Origin of the sequence: Halomonas sp. 113, assembly GCF_904067645.1 — a bacterium.
GTDB lineage: Bacteria > Pseudomonadota > Gammaproteobacteria > Pseudomonadales > Halomonadaceae > Vreelandella > Vreelandella titanicae.
In genome coordinates, this window is sequence record NZ_LR881453.1 from 1199480 (window position 1) to 1216536 (window position 17057).

Below are 17057 nucleotides of genomic sequence, written 5' to 3' on the forward strand. Positions count from 1 at the left end.
GAAACGTCTAGCGTTACATGGTCTTAGTAAGTTTGCATCAAATAATCATAGGCGTTTTTAATACGCTGAAACCGCGCTGAGGCCAAGGCGACCTGTTGTTCACTTTCCGAATAGAAGCGGTCTGGATGGTGGAGCTGCGCCATCCGCCGATAGGCGTGGCGAACCTCTACCCGGGTGGCACCTGGGGTAAGTCCTAGCACCGAAAGCGCCCGCGTGGTGCGATCGGGCGGCGGTGAGGCGCGCTGCTGGCGATGCTCTTGTTGGCGATGCTGGTGGCGAGAATCTTGCTGGCGAGAGCGGCGCCGTTCGCGCTCGGCCTGTTCGCGCTGCTGTTGTTGCCGTTGCCGTTCCTGCTCCTGTTGGCGCGTCTGTTCACGCTGGCGCTGCTGTTCCTGTTCGCGGGCTTGGCGAGCCTGCTCCTGGCGTTGCTGTTTCTCCTGCTGTTTTTGTTGCTTCTGCTGGTGGCGTCGCTCTTTCTGTTGTTGCTGCTGTTTGGCCCGAGCATTGGCCTGTTGGTGGTACTGCTCAGCGGCCTCGGCTTCGCGTGCTTTTCGGGCATGATAATCTGGGTCGTGTGCCTGCCAGTAAGCATCACGGCTGGGGTCTTCGGGTGTGGCAAGGGGTGTGCCGGTGAGCTCTTTAAACAGAGTATTCAAGGTCATTGGTGCGATACTTAGCAGGTCGGCCAAAAAACGCAAAATATAGTGGTTGGCCAGGGACAGCTCGCCGTCGTCAGTGGCGACGGTAATCGCTTGATGAATAACGCTCAGGCTGCGTTCTGTGCCGCATTCTTTGCGAACCACCTCGGCAGCTAGTTGGATCGCTTGCAAGTCTTGGCTACGGGCAATACTCATTACTGGCCCCAGCTCATGCCCGTGGCGAAACTGTGCGGTTACCTGAGCCAGGCGGCGGCGCCGCTGCCCCTCTGAAACATGTTGACGGTGCACCAGCACCCAGGCCAACAGCAGCAGGGTTGCCGTATCCACTTGGCTGCGGCTCTTTAATAGCAGCAGCTCAAAGGGTGAAAAACGGGCAATGGACATTTCCTAGCTCCATAGGTGAAGAGGTGAGCAGAGGGGTGGCTTTAGGTAGCGCCATGATCAAGTTAGCCATGGTATATCATCGCGTTAGGCAAAGGAGTAGGAGATTGATGAGTTGATCAACGTTGAGCGTAAAAACAGCTTTCAGCTGCGTCTTACCCGGCGGCTCAAGGAAGAGACATCGCATAACCTCGACGTCTATCTTTTTGTGCCTGGCGATTTGGGATTAAGCACCCAGCTTATCTCAGAAGAAGCCTTTTATCATGCCGCTATCAATGTCTCGCGCACCTACTACAGTGACGAGTATCTCTTACCGCTCGTGCACAGTCGGCTGGCCAGCCGTAATCGGCTCGGCAGCGACTCGTATCGGTTGAGCTTGAGTCTCTACGCCTATCAATACGTGGAAGCGATGGAGCGCACTACTCGAGCAATGTTGGTGAATGCCAATAAGCTGCGCCATGCTCGCCAAGAGGAGCGCGAAGAGAACAGTGAGGTGCAAGAGAGTGCCGTTGCCCTACGTGACCAACTGCATGAGATGATCGACTTGAGCGATGGTATTCTCAAGCGGCTGCGTCGCCACCAGCCCGATGACGAAAGTCTATATAAGTACTTTGCCAATATTGATAACTACCTCTCCTGGTTTACTGAGCAACAGCTGCTGGCGCTGGTGGCACACATGCCCCGCGGCGGAGAGTTTACCGATATTCGCCGACGTTTTATTAGCGTGTGCTACCGGGAGGGCGAGTATCGCCGCGAACAGCAGTACAACGCCGAGCGCGTGATGGCTGATCCCACTCGGATGTCGAATAAAATGCGCTTGTTGCGGCGCCTGATTGAGCACCCGATTACCCTGAAACAAGAGGCATTGGAGCTGGGTGGCGGCGAGCAAAAAGCGGTCAAAGCGCTTGCCACCGCCGTGGTAATGGCCTTTGTATCGTTAGGCGTGCTGCAGTTGCGTAATGCTCTGGGAGATATCACCGCGCTGTTCGTATTAGCCATGGCGCTGCTCTACGCCCTGCGCGAAGTGTTTAAGGATGATTTGCGCAATACCCTGTGGCGCTGGCTGCGTAAAGGCCGTCCCAAGTGGCGGCGCCAGTATTTAGACCCCACGCGCAACGCCGTGGTGGGCCGCCAGTTGGAGTGGTTTGACTACAAGCGCTACGCATCGCTGGGCGATGATATCAAGCAGATGCGCCGCCGTACGGTAGCCCAGCGTGAAGAAGTGGTGCTGCACTATCGTTCAAGCTCACGTATGTCGCCTACGCGCTTTTTGAGCGGCTACGAGCATACCCGCGAAACGCTCAATCTGGATATCTCCATGCTTACGCGACTAATGAGTAAGGGCAAGCATCACATCTACCGTTTAAAAGATGGCCAAGCAGTTCGCGAGGGCGTCGAGCGCCGTCATCTGTTTAACTTAGTGATTCGGGAGACGGGCAGCGAAGATACTCCTTACTTGGCCCGCTGGAAGGTTGTCGTTAGCCGCTCGGGCATTGTCGATGTCGAGAAAGTCGAAGAGAGCAGCGTAGTGAAGGAAAGCGAATAACAAAAGTGCCAATAAACTGCGCCAGGTCAACGCAGCCTCAATGCGTTCTTTGAGATCGCTAGCCAGCATGGGCAAATCTTCAGCAGCGAGCTAGGCTCAAAGAACAAGCAGGATAATCTGCATCTGCGGCTCAGTCTTTAAAGGTTGAGCTCAAGGAGGAGTACAATGCAAGCTATCGATATTATGACGCCCAAAGTGGTGAGTGTGGGGCCTGACGCCGAAGTACGTGAAATTGCGCAACTGCTGCTCAAGCACCGTATTAGTGCGGTGCCTGTCGTAGATAGTGAGCGGCGGGTGATTGGCATTGTCAGCGAAGGTGATTTAATGCGCCGGGTAAAAAGTGACAGTGATCACGGACACTCCTGGTGGTTATCGCTGTTTACCGGCGGCAAAGATGCTGGCGACTATGTTAAGTCCCATGGTCGTAAAGCCCACGAGGTCATGACCCCGAATCCAATGACCGTGGAAGAGAACACGCCGCTGCATACCATTGCGCGAATGCTGGAAAAACATCATATCAAGCGGGTGCCTGTGCTACGTGATGGCAAGTTAGTGGGTATTGTTAGCCGTGCTAACTTGCTCCAGGGTATCGCCAATGCCGCAGTGGCGCCAACCCAGTCGCCCACGGATGATCGTCAAATTCGTGAGGCTATTCTCAAAGAAGTTGAGAATAATACCGGCGTACAAGTTGAAGGCATTAGCGTGATTGTGGATGGCGGTGCTGTGGAGGTATGGGGACTAGTCGAATCCCTTGAACAGAAGCAGGCGGTAACCGTTGCTGCGGAAAACGTGCCTGGGGTTACCCAAGTTGAAAATCATCTGGGCATGATGCCGCGGGGCGTGGGCTATATGTGACCTAAAGCCCGCTATTAAAATAGCGGGCTCTGCCTTCTTTACCTTACACCACTGCTTTAATCGCCTGCTCTAAGCTGTTCACGCTGCGCTCTGTGTGGTGCAGCTTATCGAGGCCAAATAGACCGATGCGAAAGGTTTGGAAGTTATCGCCTTCATCGCACATTAGCGGTACGCCGCCCGCCACTTGCACGCCCGCCTGGGCAAGTTTGCTCACTAAGCCACTATCGTCGCTATAGCACACCACTACGCCTGGGGCTTCAAAACCTTCCGCAGCAACGCTCACAAAACCGTGGCGTTTAAGCATGGCGCGGACTTCCCGGCCAATCGCCTGCTGCTCCTCTTTTACATTGTCAAAGCCGTAGGCACGGGTCTCCTTCATAATGTCCCGTAACTGCCGCAGTGCATCGGTAGGCATGGTGGCGTGGTAGGCGTGCCCGCCATTTTCATAGGCCTGCATAATGCTGTGCCACTTGCCCAAATCGCAGGCAAAGCTGTTGCTCTGGGTCTCACTTAAGCGCTGCGTGGCACGTTCCGAGAGCATTACCATGGCGCAGCAGGGCGAACCGCTCCAGCCTTTTTGCGGCGCGCTTACCACCACATCAATGCCGAGTGCCTGCATATCCACCCACAGAGTGCCCGCGGCAATGGCATCCAGTACAAACAGGCCACCTACCTCGTGAGTGGCTTCGGCGAGCGCTTGAATATAGTCATCCGGAAGTAGCAAGCCCGCAGAGGTTTCGACTTGCGGGGCGAACACAACGGCAGGTTTTTCGCTACGAATCTGCGCGACGGCCTCCTCAATGGGCACTGGCTGAAAAGGCGAGCGAGGGTCATCGGCATTCAGACGTCGTGCTTTAAGCACCGTGTGCTGATCGGTTAAGCGACCCATCTCAATAATTTGCGTCCAGCGGTAGCTGAACCAGCCGTTGCGAATAACCAAGGTTTTCTGGTCAACGGCAAACTGGCGCGCCACCGCTTCCATACCAAAGGTGCCGCTACCGGGCACGATAACGGCCGCTTGGGCGTTGTACACCTCTTTCAGCGTGGCTGAAATATCCCGCATCACACCTTGAAACTGCTGTGACATGTGATTCAGCGAACGGTCTGTGTAGACCACCGAGTATTCAAGCAAGCCGTCGGGGTCGATGTTGGGTAGTAAACCAGCCATGGCGTTCTCCTGTTTTTAGAAACAGCCTGTTGTTAGAAGCAAATCATTAAACACGCATCGTGAGTCACGCTAAAGCGCGAGGTTGCGTTTCAGAATACGGATAACTTCGTCGCGATGCCAATGGTGATGGTCTAGACACTATAAACGGGTTAGCGACTAAAGTTGCACATGAGTAAACGTTTACGTCGACGGGGTAAGCGTTTACTTTGTGGGTTATGCAGCACTTTTAAGCTGCTTTTGTGCTGTTAACCGGCTACGGCTAAGGAGAATAGATGACCATTAACGTTACCGTTTGGGGTGAAAACGTCCACGAACAAATCAATGAAGTCGTGGCGCGAATTTATCCAGCAGGTATGCATCACTGCATCGCGGAAGGTTTAAACGAAGCGGAGGGTATCCACGCCAACGCGGTTACCTTGCAAGATCCCGAACAGGGTTTAAGTGAAGAGACTCTCGAGAATACCGATGTGCTGCTGTGGTGGGGCCACGCTGCCCACGGCGATGTGCTGGAAGAGACCGTCGACCGCGTGCAGGCGCGCGTGTTGCAGGGGATGGGGCTAATTGTGCTGCATTCTGGGCACTACGCAAAAATCTTCAAACGCCTGATGGGCACGACCTGCTCACTTAAGTGGCGGGAAGCGGGAGAGCGCGAGCGGCTGTGGGTCGTTAACCCTGGTCACCCTATCGTTCAGGGCCTGGGCGACTATATCGAACTGCCGCATACTGAAATGTACGGCGAGCCATTTGCGGTGCCAAACCCCGATGAAGTGATTTTTATCAGCGCCTTTGAGGGCGGTGAGGTATTCCGTTCAGGGCTGACCTACAAGCGCGGCAACGGCAAGATTTTCTACTTCCGCCCAGGTCACGAAACCTATCCGATCTATTACAACGAACAGGTAAAAACCGTGCTGAAGAACGCTGTGAAATGGGCGCGCCCGGAAGGCTCCCGCTGGATCGATAGCTGCCCCAATATTCCTGCCGACCAGGCACCCAACCCGGTGGAAATCAAAGGCGAAGGGCTGCATAAACCTGGCGAGGAGGGCTTCAAATGATCCGTTTAGCGATAATTGGCGCTGGCAGTATGGCGGGGGAACACGCCAAGCACTTTAGCCGGATCGAGGGGGTGGAAGTAGTGGCGGTGTGCGATATGGAGCTGGCCAAGGCCCGCGACTTTGCGGGTCGTTTTGATATCGCCGATGCGTATGACGACCTGGAGGCTATGCTGGCGCGGGAGGATATCCAAGCCGTTAGCAACGTCACACCAGATGGTGTTCATAAGCGCACGTCACTGGCCGTGATTGCCGCAGGCAAACACATTTTGTGTGAAAAACCGCTGGCGACGAATGCCGACGATGCCCATGCAATGGCCCAGGCGGCCGAGGCTGCCAACGTCATCAATATGGTCAACTTTAGCTATCGGGATGCACCGGCCATTCAGCACGCCCGTGCACTGATTACCGCTGGGGCGATTGGGCAAGTTCGTCACGTGGATGCCAGCTACCGGCAGAGTTGGCTGGTCAGCAATGCCTGGGGGCGTTGGGATCAAGATAGCCAGTGGCTTTGGCGGCTCTCTGAAGCCCACGGCAGCAAAGGTGTACTGGGCGATGTGGGCGTTCACATTGTTGATTTTGCCAGCTTTCCGGTCGGCGATATTACTCGCGTTAACTGCGAACTGACCTGTTTTGAAAAAGCTCCAGACAACCGGATTGGTGACTATTTGTTGGATGCCAACGACACCGCGCTAATGCGAGTGACGTTTGCCAATGGGGCCAAGGGCACCATTCAAGCCACCCGCTGGGCGACCGGGCATCACAACTCGTTAACCCTGAGTGTACACGGCGATAAAGGTGCTATTCGCGTCGATTTAGACGCCTCAAAAGACGACGTGCAGGTGTGTTTGGACGATGACGTTCACCCGGCGCGCTGGAGCACAGTGAAGGCACCGCCAACACCTAGTATCTATCAGCGTTTTGTTGAAAGCATCCGCAGTGGTCAAAACGACCAGCCGGACTTTGCCCGCGGGGCGGCGATCCAAACCGTTCTTGATGCCTGCGCTATCTCCAGTCAGGAAGATCGCAGCCTGGAAGTTGCAGTGTAATCAGCGTCGCAACGCCGGGTGTTTTTCGGCACACTGGAGGCATTCCAGGTGAAAAATAGGGCGGGAAATAGCCGGTGAGAGATTCGGTGATAAAGAGCAAGCAAAGCGCCCAAACGGCCACCATCCGAGAAATTGCCCGGCGGGCCGAGGTATCGATTGCCTCGGTGAGCCGGGCCCTGAACGGCAAGCCAGGGCTCAGTGATGCCCTGCGTGAGAAAATTTTGGCGATTAGCCAAGAAGTGGCCTACCAACCCAGCGCCGCGGCTCGTCAGCTAATAAGCGGTAAAACGGCGGTGGTAGGCATCTCTCTCGGCCGTCAGGATATCGAGCTGCGCCCTTACTATATCTTGCTCTACCAGCACCTTACCGTGGCCCTTCATCAGCAGGGTATGGTGCCGGTGTTCTTTAATCACCAACAAACCGCTGAATTACCCGAACGCGCGGGGGCAGCTATTTTGCTTGGTGAAGCCCCAGACGATGAGCGCCCGGCACTGCTTAAGGCCGCTGCGATTCCTTTTGTGCGCATAGGTGATGCCGGGGAAGGCTTTTCCGTCGCCCCGGACGATCGGCAGGGGCTGTATGAGATGACCCACCACCTCATTACCCAGGGTCGCAGGCGGCTGGCGTTTATGGGCGGCGAGCTAGAGGTGCCGCGTCCCCATAGCCGTTTGGAGGGCTACCGGCGGGCGTTGGCAGAGGCTGGGTTTGCCGAATGCTTGATTAGCCTACCGCACCGCTTCGCGTCAGACTCTCTTAACAGCTATCGCTATCTAAATCGCTATTTAGACGAAGAGGGCACTCACCCACTGCCTTTTGATGCACTGGTATGCGCCACCGACGAACTAGCGTTGGGCTGTGTAGCTGCGCTGGAAGACCGCGGGATTGAAGTGCCTTTTCAGGTCGCGGTGACAGGCTTTGATGACCTGCCCACCCTCGCCACTGGGCTCACCACCGTACGGCAGGATATTGCCGAGATAGCCGAGACGAGCATGGCACTACTGGCAGAAGCGAGGGCGGGAGAAGCGCCCCGACACGTATCGCTGCCGGTGGCGCTGGTGTTACGGGAAACGAGTTAGCGCGGCGGCAACTGCTCCGGCCCGAAGGCATCGGGCAGCAGCGTTTCCATGGTGTAGGTTTTCATCAATTCGCCGCTGCCGGATAGCACCTTGATCTGAGTCTCTGGCGTGGCGAACTCGCGAATGCGCTGACGGCAGTCGCCGCAGGGCGTGCATAAGTGATCAGCGGGGCCCATGACGTAGACGGTCGCCAACTGGCGTTGGCCTGCGGTCACCATGGCGGAAATGGCCGAGGCTTCAGCGCACAAGCCTTTGTAGTGCGCCACCTCCACGTTGGTGCCGGCAAACTGCTGACCATCGGGAGTCACCATCACCGACGCTACCGGATGCGCGGAGTAGGGCACATAAGCGTTAGCCCGCGCGTTTAACAACTTTTGAACGATCTCTTCCGATACTTGATCCATCACTTTTCCTTTTGGCCGCTTCAACGCCCTAAGCGCGGGCAGCGTCGTCGCGTAGAACTGTGTCCAGTGCAATCAGCATCATATCGTCGAAAGTGGTTTGACGATCGGCGCTGGAGAGCGAATCGCCTTTCAGGATGTGATCCGATACGGTGCAGATGGTCATGGCGCGGGCGCCAAACTCAGCGGCGACGCCGTAAAGACCTGCGGCTTCCATCTCGACGCCGACAATGCCGTAGCGCTTGAGCATTTCAGCCATTTCGGTTTGCGGGTTGTAGAACAAGTCTGCAGAGAAGATGTTGCCCACTTTGACCGGCACGTTTTTGGCCTTGGCGGCAGCCACCGCGTGCTGAGTCAGTTCGAAGTCGGCAATAGCAGCAAAGTCGTGGTCGTTAAAGCGCATGCGGTTGACCTTGGAGTCGGTGCTGGCGCCCATGCCGATGACCACATCGCGGACGTTGACATCGTCGCGCACCGCGCCGCAGGAGCCCACACGAATTAGCGATTTTACGCCGTAGTCGGTGATCAGCTCTTTGGCATAGATGGAGACCGACGGAATGCCCATGCCGTGGCCCATCACGGAAATCTCGCGGCCTTTATAGGTGCCGGTATAACCAAACATGCTGCGCACGTCGTTGACCTGGCGCACGTTCTCCAGGTAAGTATCGGCGATGTATTTGGCGCGCAGCGGGTCGCCGGGCATCAGTACGGTATCGGCAAAATCACCGGGAGCAGCGTTAATATGTGGGGTTGCCATCAAAGGTCTCCTTTAAGCGGCGTCGGGTAGAAAGCTTTTGCCATCGGCCATGGCCGGTAACAGGAAAAAGTCGGCCAGGGTTTGGCCAATATCGGCAAAGGTGCCGCGCTCGCCCAGCTGGCCGGGGGTAAAGCCGGGGCCGTGTACCAGAATGGGGATGTACTCGCGGGTGTGCTCGGTGCCGTGCCAACTGGGGTCGCAGCCGTGATCGGCGGTGAGAATCAGCAGATCATCTTCGCTTAGCGCAGCCAGGAGCTTAGGTAGCTTGGCGTCGAAATCTTCCAGCGCGGCGGCGTAGCCCGGCACGTCCCGGCGGTGACCATAGACCGAGTCAAAATCGACAAAGTTGGTCATGATCATGGCGTGCTCGCCCTGATTTTTCTTGTCAAAGCCGCGTTGGTTGGTGCGCTCGATCTCTCTGAGGGTGGCGTCCATGAGTGCGTCATGGCCGCTGGCTTTTACCTTGTGGGTAATGCCGCAGTGGGCGTAGATATCGGCGATTTTACCAATCGAGACCACTTCGCCACCGGCATCGGCGAGCTTTTGCAGTACGGTGGGCGAGGGCGGCTCAACGCTGTAGTCGCGGCGGTTGCCGGTGCGGGCGAAAGTGGTGCTGTCTTCGCCAATAAACGGACGCGCAATGACGCGGCCAATGTTATAAGGCTCCAGCAGCTCGCGGACGGTTTCGCACAGCTTATAAAGCCGTTCAAGGCCGAAATGCTCTTCGTGAGCGGCGATCTGAAACACCGAATCCGCCGAGGTATAAACGATGGGCTTGCCGGTGGCTATATGCTCTTCACCCAGGCGGGCGATGATCTCGGTGCCAGAGGCGTGGCAGTTGCCAATCACCCCAGTGAGATCGGCTTCTTGCACGATGGCGTCGAGCAGCTCAAGGGGGAAACTGTCGGTTTTATCCAGAAAGTAGCCCCACTCAAAGCGTACCGGGACACCGGCAATTTCCCAATGGCCGGAGGGGGTATCTTTGCCGCTGGAAATTTCTTTGGCGTGGGCGTAAGCACCTTCCAGACTATCCGGCAGCGTGACGCCTTCGGCAACGCTGCCCGTGGCATCGCGGTGGGCGTGAAATAGCCCCAGCTTGGCCATATTGGGCAGTTTCAGCGGCCCTGAACGGTTGGCGTTATCCGCTTCGCCACGGGCGCAGGCAGCGGCGATATGGCCCAGAGTATCGGACCCTTCATCACCGAAGGTCGCGGCATCCGGGGCGGCGCCAATCCCAAAGGAGTCAAGTACCAGTACAATCGCGCGGCTCATAAGGTTTCTCCACGGAAAGTGTCTTGTAGCAGGGTGTCGGCGCTGGCCGTACCTTCGCCAATCGAAAACGCCGCGCGCAGCTGTTCGGCGGCACGTTCAGCGGCGGCTTCACTGCGGGCGTGAACCGTCGCAATGGGGCGCTGGCTATCCACGCTTTCGCCGATTTCGACGATATCCGTAAAGCCGACACTGTGATCGACGCTGGCGTCGTTGCGCAGGCGACCACCGCCCAGCTCCACCACGCTCATACCTACAGCGCGGGTATCAATACATTGGACCACACCGGCTTGCTCGGCATACACGGGTTTAATAACGTCGGCCTTGGCCAGGTAGTGCTCTGAGCGTTCCATAAAGTCGCTGGGGCCACCGAGTTCGTGCACCATGCGGGCGAATACTTCAGCAGCTGCGCCAGAGGTTAGCGCCTTCTCAAGCTGAGTAAGCGCTTCTTCACGTGAGCCTGCGAGCCTGCCGGCGATCAGCATTTCCACGGCCAGTTCACGGGTGACTTGCATCACGCGGCTGTTGGGGCGGTCGCCACGCAGCAGGGCCAGAGTCTCAACGATTTCAACGGCGTTACCGGCGCAGAGCGCCAGCGGCTGACTCATATCGGTGAGCAGGGCGGTGGTGGGCGTGCCTGCCTGGGTGGCCACATTGGCGATGCTTTTGGCCAGTTCGCGGGATTTTTCCGGTGTAGGCATAAAAGCGCCGCTGCCGACTTTAACGTCCATTACCAGCGCATCCAGTCCGGAGGCCAGCTTCTTGCCCAAGATAGAGGCGGTAATCAGCGGAATCGATTCCACGGTGGCGGTCACATCGCGCACGCCGTAGATGCGCTTGTCGGCGGGGGCGAGATCACCCGTTTGGCCAATAATCGCTACGCCGGTGGTTTTCACCACCTCGCGGAAGCGCTCAGGGGCAGGGTAGGGGTCGTAGCCGGGGATCGATTCGAGCTTATCCAGGGTGCCACCGGTGTGGCCCAGGCCGCGACCGGAGATCATCGGTACAAAGGCGCCGCAGGCGGCGACCCAGGGGCCGAGCACCAACGAAACCAAATCGCCCACGCCGCCGGTGGAGTGCTTATCGACAATCGGGCCGGGCAGGTTGAGGTCGCTCCACTGCATCACGTGGCCAGAGTCGCGGGTGGCGGTGGTCAGCGCAACGACTTCTTCACGGCTCATGCCGTTGAGAAACACGGCCATGGTGAAGGCGCCAATTTGGGCGTCGCTGATGCGATCATCGGCAATGCCCTGCACAAAGGCTTTAATCTCTTCCGCGGGCAGCGGCTGGTTGTCACGCTTTAGGCGAATCAGCTCCTGGGGGAGCAGGGTGTGTTGAGTGGCGTTGGTAGACATTAGTACCCTCCGTCAGTGGTGGCAGCGTTGGTATTGCCGGTCAACGTCGCCAGCAGATTGCCCAGCAGGCTAGAGGCACCAAAGCGGAAGTGCGCGGGCGTTGCCCAGCCTGAACCCATAATATCGTTGGCAAGGGCCAAATATTCCGCTGCGTCTTCGGCGGTTTTGACGCCACCCGCTGCTTTAAAACCAACGTCTTTACCACTGGCCTTGATGGCTTTGAGCATAATCTCTGCGGCTTCCAGCGTAGCGTTAACGGCTACTTTGCCGGTAGATGTTTTAATGAAATCTGCACCGCCTTCAATGGCCAGTTCGCTGGCGCGTTTGATCAGTGCAGGTTCTTTGAGTTCGCCGGACTCAATGATCACTTTGAGCAGTGCTTGGCCAGCGCAGGCGGCTTTGCACATTTCAACCAACTCAAGGCCGGTCTCCTCGTCGCCTGCCATCAGCGCGCGGTAGGGAAAGACCACATCAACTTCATGGGCGCCGGAGGCAACCGCGTCGCGGGTTTCACGGGCGGCGGCCATAATGTCGCCGTCGCCGTTGGGGAAATTGGTGACCGTGGCGATCTTCACCTGGTCATTAAGCTTGTGAGCAGTAAGCGCACGCTGGGCGGTGACAATAAACTGAGGGTATACACAGACCGCGGCAGGGGTGCCAAAGGGCGTTTTCACCTGCTGGCAGAGCGCTTCAATGGTGCTGTCCGTGTCGTTGTCGTTCAGGCTCGTCAGATCCATGAGGGTGAGTGCTTGGCGGGCGGCTTGGACGATATGGGGGGAGGCGGTCGCAGTCATGGAATTCTCACAAATCAGTAAAAGATAAAAACGGGCACTGCGGATAAAGCCGCAGTGCCCGCCACCTTCAGTAAACCCCGCTGCGTTAAGCAGTGACGTTACTTAGGGCGATAAAGAAGCCAGCAATCGAGGCCGACATCAAGTTGGACAGTGTACCGGCCAATACGGCTTTGACGCCAAAACGAGCAATCTCTTTGCGGCGGGTAGGGGCAATGCTACCCAGGCCACCCAGCAGAATCGCAATGGAGGAGAGGTTCGCAAAGCCACACAGCGCAAAAGAGAGGATCGCCATAGTGTGCGGTGTCATCATCTGACCCGTCGCAGCTACCACCTGTTCCCCATCAATGTAAGGCGCTAGGTTGATGTAGGCGACAAACTCGTTGACCACTAATTTTTGGCCAATGAATGAGCCAGCCAGCGTCGCTTCTTCCCAGGGTACACCCAACAGGAAGGCAAGCGGGGCAAACAGCCAGCCCAGGATCAGCTCCAGGCTCAGCGATTCAAAGCCCACCCAGCCGCCAATGCCGCCTAAAATGCCGTTGATCAGGGCAATCAGGGCGATAAAGGCGAGTAGCATGGCGCCCACGTTGGCCGCGAGCATTAAACCCGAGGTAGCGCCCGATGCAGCAGCATCCAGGACGTTGGCAGGTTTATCTTCCAGGGCTTCAATCTCTTCTTCCACCTTGGTAACGCTGTCGCTGTCGGTAACGTCTTGGGTTTCCGGCATGATCAGCTTGGCGAATAGCAACCCGCCCGGCGCCGCCATAAAGGAGGCCGCTACCAAGTACTCCATGGGAATACCCAGCGCGGCGTAGCCCGCCAATACTGAACCGGCGACCGATGCCAGACCACCACACATAACGGCAAACAGCTGCGAAGGCGTCATGCGGGCGATAAACGGACGCACCACCAACGGTGCTTCGGTCTGGCCGACGAAAATATTTGCCGTTGCAGAAAGCGACTCCGTGCGAGAGGTGCCCAGGGCTTTTTGCAGGGCACCACCGAGGATGCGAATCACCCACTGCATAATGCCGATGTAGTAGAGCACGGCGATCAGCGAGGAGAAGAAGATAATGACGGGGAGTACTTTGATCGCAAATACAAAGCCGACATTATCCACATCGGCTAAGCCGCCGAACAGAAAGCCGATACCATCGTTGGCATACACCAAAATTTGGCTAACGCCGGAGGAGATGGCCTGTAGTACCGCTTGGCCAAACGGCACATAAAGTACAAAGGCACCAATCCCCGCTTGTATAGCAAAGGCGCCCAGCACGGTACGTAGCCGTATCGATTTACGGTCGTAGGAGAAGATCAGGGCAATGGCCACCAGAGTGACCATACCCACCAAGCTCATAAGGAGTGTCATAAGGAGATCCTTCGAGTCCGCGAGTAAGAAGCGCGTTTATAGTAAGTTGAGCTTGACGGAGTAGATCATCGCATTCTGATAATTGTTGGGGGTGCCCAACTTATTGTCAGAGTAGCGATACTGAATGCCGGTGGTGATCAAATCACTCGGATGCCACCATAGGCTCAGTGCACCGTTGGTGCCTACACTGCCCGCTGTATCGCCCACGTAGTTCTGCTCCAGATACTCATCGTCGCGACCAAAGGTCTGTTCGTGCCAGTTGGTGACGCTGAAGTCCTGGTTGAGTGCAGTGAAATCATAACCCGCGACCCAGCCTGCCATATAGCCGTTCATGCCGGTATAGCTGTTACTTTGTACCCGCGCAGCACCGATAAAGGGCTTGAACCACAGGCCATTGTCGAAGGTAGTGCGGTAACCCAAACCAAGAATCTGATCCTGCTCGCGGCTGTCATAACCGTAATCACGGAAGTCATACAGGTGGGCGTAAATCGACAGCGAGCTGTCACCCAGGTAAATGTGTGAGGTCACTTTACCCGCGGTGCGGAAGTTGTCTTTACCACCGCTGGACTCATCGAACTGGTCGTTGGTGGGGTTCTCGAAATCAAAGAAGCCGTAGAACTCGCCCCAGCTAAAGCCAGCGCCGCCTTCGATTTCGAGAAACATAAAGTCGCTTTTCGCCGCGTTGGAAGCGGTGCGCGCCTCGGTGCCGTTTGACCAGTCCAGGTAGTTAACCGAAACGTTGGCGAATGACCACAGTCGATCTAGAGGATGCGACTGAGCAGCCTCGTCTGCCATTAGCGGCGTAGTGAGTATGGCCCCTAATACGCCAGCGCCAAGCGCGATCTTAGACGAAGGGGGGCGAGAGTGTGTACGAGCAGTCATGAGAGCCTCAACATTGGTTGTCGCGGAGCCACTTGGGTGTGGCTATCCGAGGTTGTAGTCGTGCGGGCTGGCGTTAATGTTAAAATTATAACATTTAGTGTTATTTTTCTAACGTTGATTTGCAAGAGTTGTCACATCAACGCTATTTAAATGTCATATGGCTCTCATTGTGGCACTAATAGCACCAATAGCCGTCGTAGCAGTGGAAATTACGCCGCCGCTCGCTCAGCATAGAAATGAAAATGGACGCAACACCGATGCTCTCGTTGCGAAAATCACAACAAGAGGGGTTTGCCAGGAGATGCCCACCATGAATGGCCGTAGTGCGCTGCGCCTTGCCAAGCTTCAGGAAGCGCTTGCCAGTGGCGGTACTCTTCATCTGCGCGATGCCGCAGAGCTATGCGATGTTTCCGAAATGACCATCCGTCGCGATCTGACGACTCAGGATACTGCCATTAGCCTGCTGGGTGGACGCCTAGTGATGGCAAACTACCCTGGCGTAACGCCTATTTATGACTTGACCGAACAGCAGGCTAGCCACTACCAGGCCAAGTATCGGCTTTGTCAGCGGGCGTTAGCCTACATAGAAGAGGGCGATACGCTGTTTATCGACTGCGGCTCAACGCTAATGCCGCTGCTGAGCCAGTTAAGTCATTTCCGAGAGCTGACGGTAGTGACCTATGCGCTTAATGTTGCCAATGCCGTTGCCGCCCTGCCCAACGTGCGCTTGGTGCTACTGGGCGGGCTGTTTTATGCCACCTCGCAGTCATTCGGTAGCGACAATATGACCGCTGCTATCGAGCGGTTAGGCATTAATAAGGCACTGATCTCCGCTGCAGGGGTGGATTTAGAGCGTGGTGTTAGCTGCTTTCACTTTCACGAAGTGGCGCCTAAACAGGCTGCCATTGCCACCGCTATGCAGCGCCTGTTGGTGGTAGATGCCAGTAAGTTCAGTGTAGTTCGCCCGGCCTATTTCGCTGCTCTGGACGATTTTGATGTGGTGGTTACCGACGAAGAGGGCGCCCCGCAGTTGCTTAAAAAAAATGGCCGCGTTGTACCTGAGATAGTGGTTCCCACCGTCACAGTGGCGTAAGCGATTTCCCCCTTGCTCATCCCAGTCAATACCTTGGGTGCGGCAATGCGCCACTTCTTTCATGATCTCGATCAATAGAAAATACTTTAGTCTTAACTGCTTAAGCCTTTAGTGCTTAGGCCGGCGAGGCTCGTCGCCAATTCCCATCCGGCGACGCATATTTTTCCCGGAGCAATGGCGCCCAGCGTCACGTGTGCACTGTCCTTGAGAGCGTTTTCCTAGCACGTTTTCAAGAGCGCCATGCAGAGCATGTTTTGGGAAGAGTATGGGGTGGTAGTTAGCCTGCTATGTAGAAGGGCGACATGGCTAGCTAGTGTTTTAAACAACCTCTGACGAGATCACACCATGCAACGACGCTCACTTTGGCGCAGGCGAGGCACGCTAGTGCTCCTTGCGCTGTGTCTGTTTCTAGCAGGCTGTAGTTCAGCGCTGCTAGACCCAAAAGGCCAGATTGGCGCTGAGCAGCGCACACTGATTCTGACCGCCTTTGGCCTAATGTTGATTGTAGTTATTCCTGTGATTGTCATGACGCTGCTGTTTGGCTGGCGTTACCGGCGTAGTAATAGCCTAGCTAAATACACGCCTGATTGGGCGCACTCCAACGTGATTGAAGCGGTGGTGTGGATCGTGCCCTGTGCGATTATCGCGGTGCTCGCCCTGTTGACCTGGAAGACCTCCCATAGCCTTGATCCCCACAAACCGCTGGAAAGCGATGTGGCGCCGATCGAAATACAGGCGGTGGCGCTTGATTGGAAGTGGCTGTTTATCTACCCCGAGCAGGGTATTGCCAGTGTTAACGAAGTGGCCTTTCCGGTAGATACACCGGTGCGCTTTCGGGTCAGCTCAGGCTCAGTGATGAACGCTTTCTTTATCCCCCATCTTGGTAGCCAGATTTATGCCATGGCGGGCATGGATAACGATGTCCATCTCATCGCCGATGAGATTGGTAGCTACCCTGGTCGTTCCACCAACTACAGTGGTGCGGGCTTCTCTGGCATGACCTTTGAAGCCAAGGTGACCAACCCCGAGGATTTTGACGCCTGGGTGGAAACGGTACGCGCTGCTCCACAAACGCTGACCTACCCAGAAGGTTATGAAGCGTTGGCGGAACCTAGCGAATCGAATCCGGTTGAGTACTTCTCAGCCATCTCACCATCGCTGTATGAAAGCATCTTACGAAGCTTCCATACCGGCGGCGAGCATCAGATGGGCGGCGATCATGCTGACTCCCACGATGGCGAAAATGAGAAGACTGCCGATCACGCGGCCGAATCAGGTCATGTCACTAACAACCATGCTAGTCAGGATAATGCCATGCGCAGCCACTCCTCTAGCGTAGAAGTGGGAGGTTAAG

General features: G+C 56.3%; 16 protein-coding genes. 7 read left to right on the forward strand and 9 right to left on the reverse strand.

The window, feature by feature from the left end; all coding sequences use genetic code 11:
• Nucleotides 1-23 precede the first annotated feature (23 nt).
• Complete coding sequence (locus YERSI8AC_RS05655) at nucleotides 24-1043, reverse strand: J domain-containing protein (protein WP_022520650.1); 1020 nt, start codon at nucleotides 1041-1043, stop codon at nucleotides 24-26.
• Nucleotides 1044-1155: 112 nt separating this feature from the next.
• Here YERSI8AC_RS05655 and YERSI8AC_RS05660 point away from each other — a divergent pair, with 112 nt between their 5' ends.
• On the forward strand, nucleotides 1156-2586 hold the full coding sequence (locus YERSI8AC_RS05660) for a hypothetical protein (protein ID WP_159176292.1): 1431 nt from the start codon (nucleotides 1156-1158) through the stop codon (nucleotides 2584-2586).
• 165 nt (nucleotides 2587-2751) lie between these two features.
• A complete protein-coding gene (locus YERSI8AC_RS05665) occupies nucleotides 2752-3441 on the forward strand; it encodes a CBS domain-containing protein (protein WP_027959889.1) in 690 nt (229 codons plus the stop codon).
• A 43-nt stretch (nucleotides 3442-3484) separates the two neighbouring features.
• On the opposite strand, the gene YERSI8AC_RS05670 is transcribed toward YERSI8AC_RS05665, so the two are convergent.
• Nucleotides 3485-4609 (reverse strand): aminotransferase class V-fold PLP-dependent enzyme, encoded by a 1125-nt coding sequence (locus tag YERSI8AC_RS05670; protein WP_159176293.1) that lies wholly within the window; start codon nucleotides 4607-4609, stop codon nucleotides 3485-3487.
• Nucleotides 4610-4881: 272 nt separating this feature from the next.
• Between YERSI8AC_RS05670 and YERSI8AC_RS05675 the strand changes: the two genes are divergently transcribed.
• From YERSI8AC_RS05675 to YERSI8AC_RS05685, 3 genes are all read left to right on the forward strand, one after another.
• Nucleotides 4882-5661 (forward strand): ThuA domain-containing protein, encoded by a 780-nt coding sequence (locus tag YERSI8AC_RS05675; protein WP_159176294.1) that lies wholly within the window; start codon nucleotides 4882-4884, stop codon nucleotides 5659-5661.
• On the forward strand, nucleotides 5658-6707 hold the full coding sequence (locus tag YERSI8AC_RS05680) for a Gfo/Idh/MocA family protein (protein WP_159176295.1): 1050 nt from the start codon (nucleotides 5658-5660) through the stop codon (nucleotides 6705-6707). The genes YERSI8AC_RS05675 and YERSI8AC_RS05680 overlap by 4 nt, the downstream gene beginning before the upstream one ends.
• An 86-nt stretch (nucleotides 6708-6793) precedes the next feature.
• The gene (locus YERSI8AC_RS05685; protein WP_236557255.1) at nucleotides 6794-7783 is read left to right on the forward strand and encodes a LacI family DNA-binding transcriptional regulator; all 990 of its coding nucleotides are present in this window, start codon (nucleotides 6794-6796) and stop codon (nucleotides 7781-7783) included.
• Here YERSI8AC_RS05685 and cdd read toward each other — a convergent pair.
• From cdd to YERSI8AC_RS05720, 7 genes are all read right to left on the reverse strand, one after another.
• The gene (gene cdd, locus YERSI8AC_RS05690) at nucleotides 7780-8187 is read right to left on the reverse strand and encodes a cytidine deaminase (protein WP_159176297.1); all 408 of its coding nucleotides are present in this window, start codon (nucleotides 8185-8187) and stop codon (nucleotides 7780-7782) included. The two genes, YERSI8AC_RS05685 and cdd, sit on opposite strands and share 4 nt — an antisense overlap.
• 28 nt (nucleotides 8188-8215) lie before the next feature.
• Nucleotides 8216-8941, reverse strand: coding sequence for a purine-nucleoside phosphorylase (gene deoD, locus YERSI8AC_RS05695; protein WP_039859262.1), 726 nt, complete (start codon nucleotides 8939-8941; stop codon nucleotides 8216-8218).
• A 12-nt stretch (nucleotides 8942-8953) separates the two neighbouring features.
• Nucleotides 8954-10213, reverse strand: coding sequence for a phosphopentomutase (locus YERSI8AC_RS05700; protein ID WP_022520643.1), 1260 nt, complete (start codon nucleotides 10211-10213; stop codon nucleotides 8954-8956).
• Entirely contained in the window at nucleotides 10210-11565 is a 1356-nt protein-coding gene (deoA, locus tag YERSI8AC_RS05705) for a thymidine phosphorylase (protein WP_159176298.1), read from the reverse strand. The genes YERSI8AC_RS05700 and deoA overlap by 4 nt, the downstream gene beginning before the upstream one ends.
• The gene (deoC, locus tag YERSI8AC_RS05710) at nucleotides 11565-12359 is read right to left on the reverse strand and encodes a deoxyribose-phosphate aldolase (RefSeq protein WP_159176299.1); all 795 of its coding nucleotides are present in this window, start codon (nucleotides 12357-12359) and stop codon (nucleotides 11565-11567) included. Before deoC ends, deoA begins: the two co-directional genes overlap by 1 nt.
• An 85-nt stretch (nucleotides 12360-12444) precedes the next feature.
• On the reverse strand, nucleotides 12445-13728 hold the full coding sequence (locus tag YERSI8AC_RS05715; RefSeq protein WP_159176300.1) for a NupC/NupG family nucleoside CNT transporter: 1284 nt from the start codon (nucleotides 13726-13728) through the stop codon (nucleotides 12445-12447).
• A 36-nt stretch (nucleotides 13729-13764) separates the two neighbouring features.
• Entirely contained in the window at nucleotides 13765-14610 is an 846-nt protein-coding gene (locus tag YERSI8AC_RS05720; RefSeq protein WP_022520639.1) for an outer membrane protein OmpK, read from the reverse strand.
• Nucleotides 14611-14920: 310 nt separating this feature from the next.
• Between YERSI8AC_RS05720 and YERSI8AC_RS05725 the strand changes: the two genes are divergently transcribed.
• The gene (locus YERSI8AC_RS05725; RefSeq protein ID WP_022520638.1) at nucleotides 14921-15703 is read left to right on the forward strand and encodes a DeoR/GlpR family DNA-binding transcription regulator; all 783 of its coding nucleotides are present in this window, start codon (nucleotides 14921-14923) and stop codon (nucleotides 15701-15703) included.
• Nucleotides 15704-16048: 345 nt separating this feature from the next.
• On the forward strand, nucleotides 16049-17056 hold the full coding sequence (gene cyoA / locus YERSI8AC_RS05730) for a ubiquinol oxidase subunit II (RefSeq protein WP_009287201.1): 1008 nt from the start codon (nucleotides 16049-16051) through the stop codon (nucleotides 17054-17056).
• Nucleotide 17057 lies beyond the last annotated feature (1 nt).

Excerpts from the sequence above, each read along its gene's own strand:
- YERSI8AC_RS05655 (WP_022520650.1), bottom strand. The coding sequence starts at position 1,043 with ATGTCCATTGCCCGTTTTTCACCCTTTGAGCTGCTGCTATTAAAGAGC.
- YERSI8AC_RS05665 (WP_027959889.1), top strand. The coding sequence starts at position 2,752 with ATGCAAGCTATCGATATTATGACGCCCAAAGTGGTGAGTGTGGGGCCT.
- YERSI8AC_RS05670 (WP_159176293.1), bottom strand. The coding sequence starts at position 4,609 with ATGGCTGGTTTACTACCCAACATCGACCCCGACGGCTTGCTTGAATAC.
- YERSI8AC_RS05675 (WP_159176294.1), top strand. The coding sequence starts at position 4,882 with ATGACCATTAACGTTACCGTTTGGGGTGAAAACGTCCACGAACAAATC.
- YERSI8AC_RS05680 (WP_159176295.1), top strand. The coding sequence starts at position 5,658 with ATGATCCGTTTAGCGATAATTGGCGCTGGCAGTATGGCGGGGGAACAC.
- cdd (WP_159176297.1), bottom strand. The coding sequence starts at position 8,187 with ATGGATCAAGTATCGGAAGAGATCGTTCAAAAGTTGTTAAACGCGCGG.
- deoD (WP_039859262.1), bottom strand. The coding sequence starts at position 8,941 with ATGGCAACCCCACATATTAACGCTGCTCCCGGTGATTTTGCCGATACC.
- YERSI8AC_RS05700 (WP_022520643.1), bottom strand. The coding sequence starts at position 10,213 with ATGAGCCGCGCGATTGTACTGGTACTTGACTCCTTTGGGATTGGCGCC.
- deoA (WP_159176298.1), bottom strand. The coding sequence starts at position 11,565 with ATGTCTACCAACGCCACTCAACACACCCTGCTCCCCCAGGAGCTGATT.
- deoC (WP_159176299.1), bottom strand. The coding sequence starts at position 12,359 with ATGACTGCGACCGCCTCCCCCCATATCGTCCAAGCCGCCCGCCAAGCA.
- YERSI8AC_RS05715 (WP_159176300.1), bottom strand. The coding sequence starts at position 13,728 with ATGACACTCCTTATGAGCTTGGTGGGTATGGTCACTCTGGTGGCCATT.
- YERSI8AC_RS05720 (WP_022520639.1), bottom strand. The coding sequence starts at position 14,610 with ATGACTGCTCGTACACACTCTCGCCCCCCTTCGTCTAAGATCGCGCTT.
- YERSI8AC_RS05725 (WP_022520638.1), top strand. The coding sequence starts at position 14,921 with ATGAATGGCCGTAGTGCGCTGCGCCTTGCCAAGCTTCAGGAAGCGCTT.
- cyoA (WP_009287201.1), top strand. The coding sequence starts at position 16,049 with ATGCAACGACGCTCACTTTGGCGCAGGCGAGGCACGCTAGTGCTCCTT.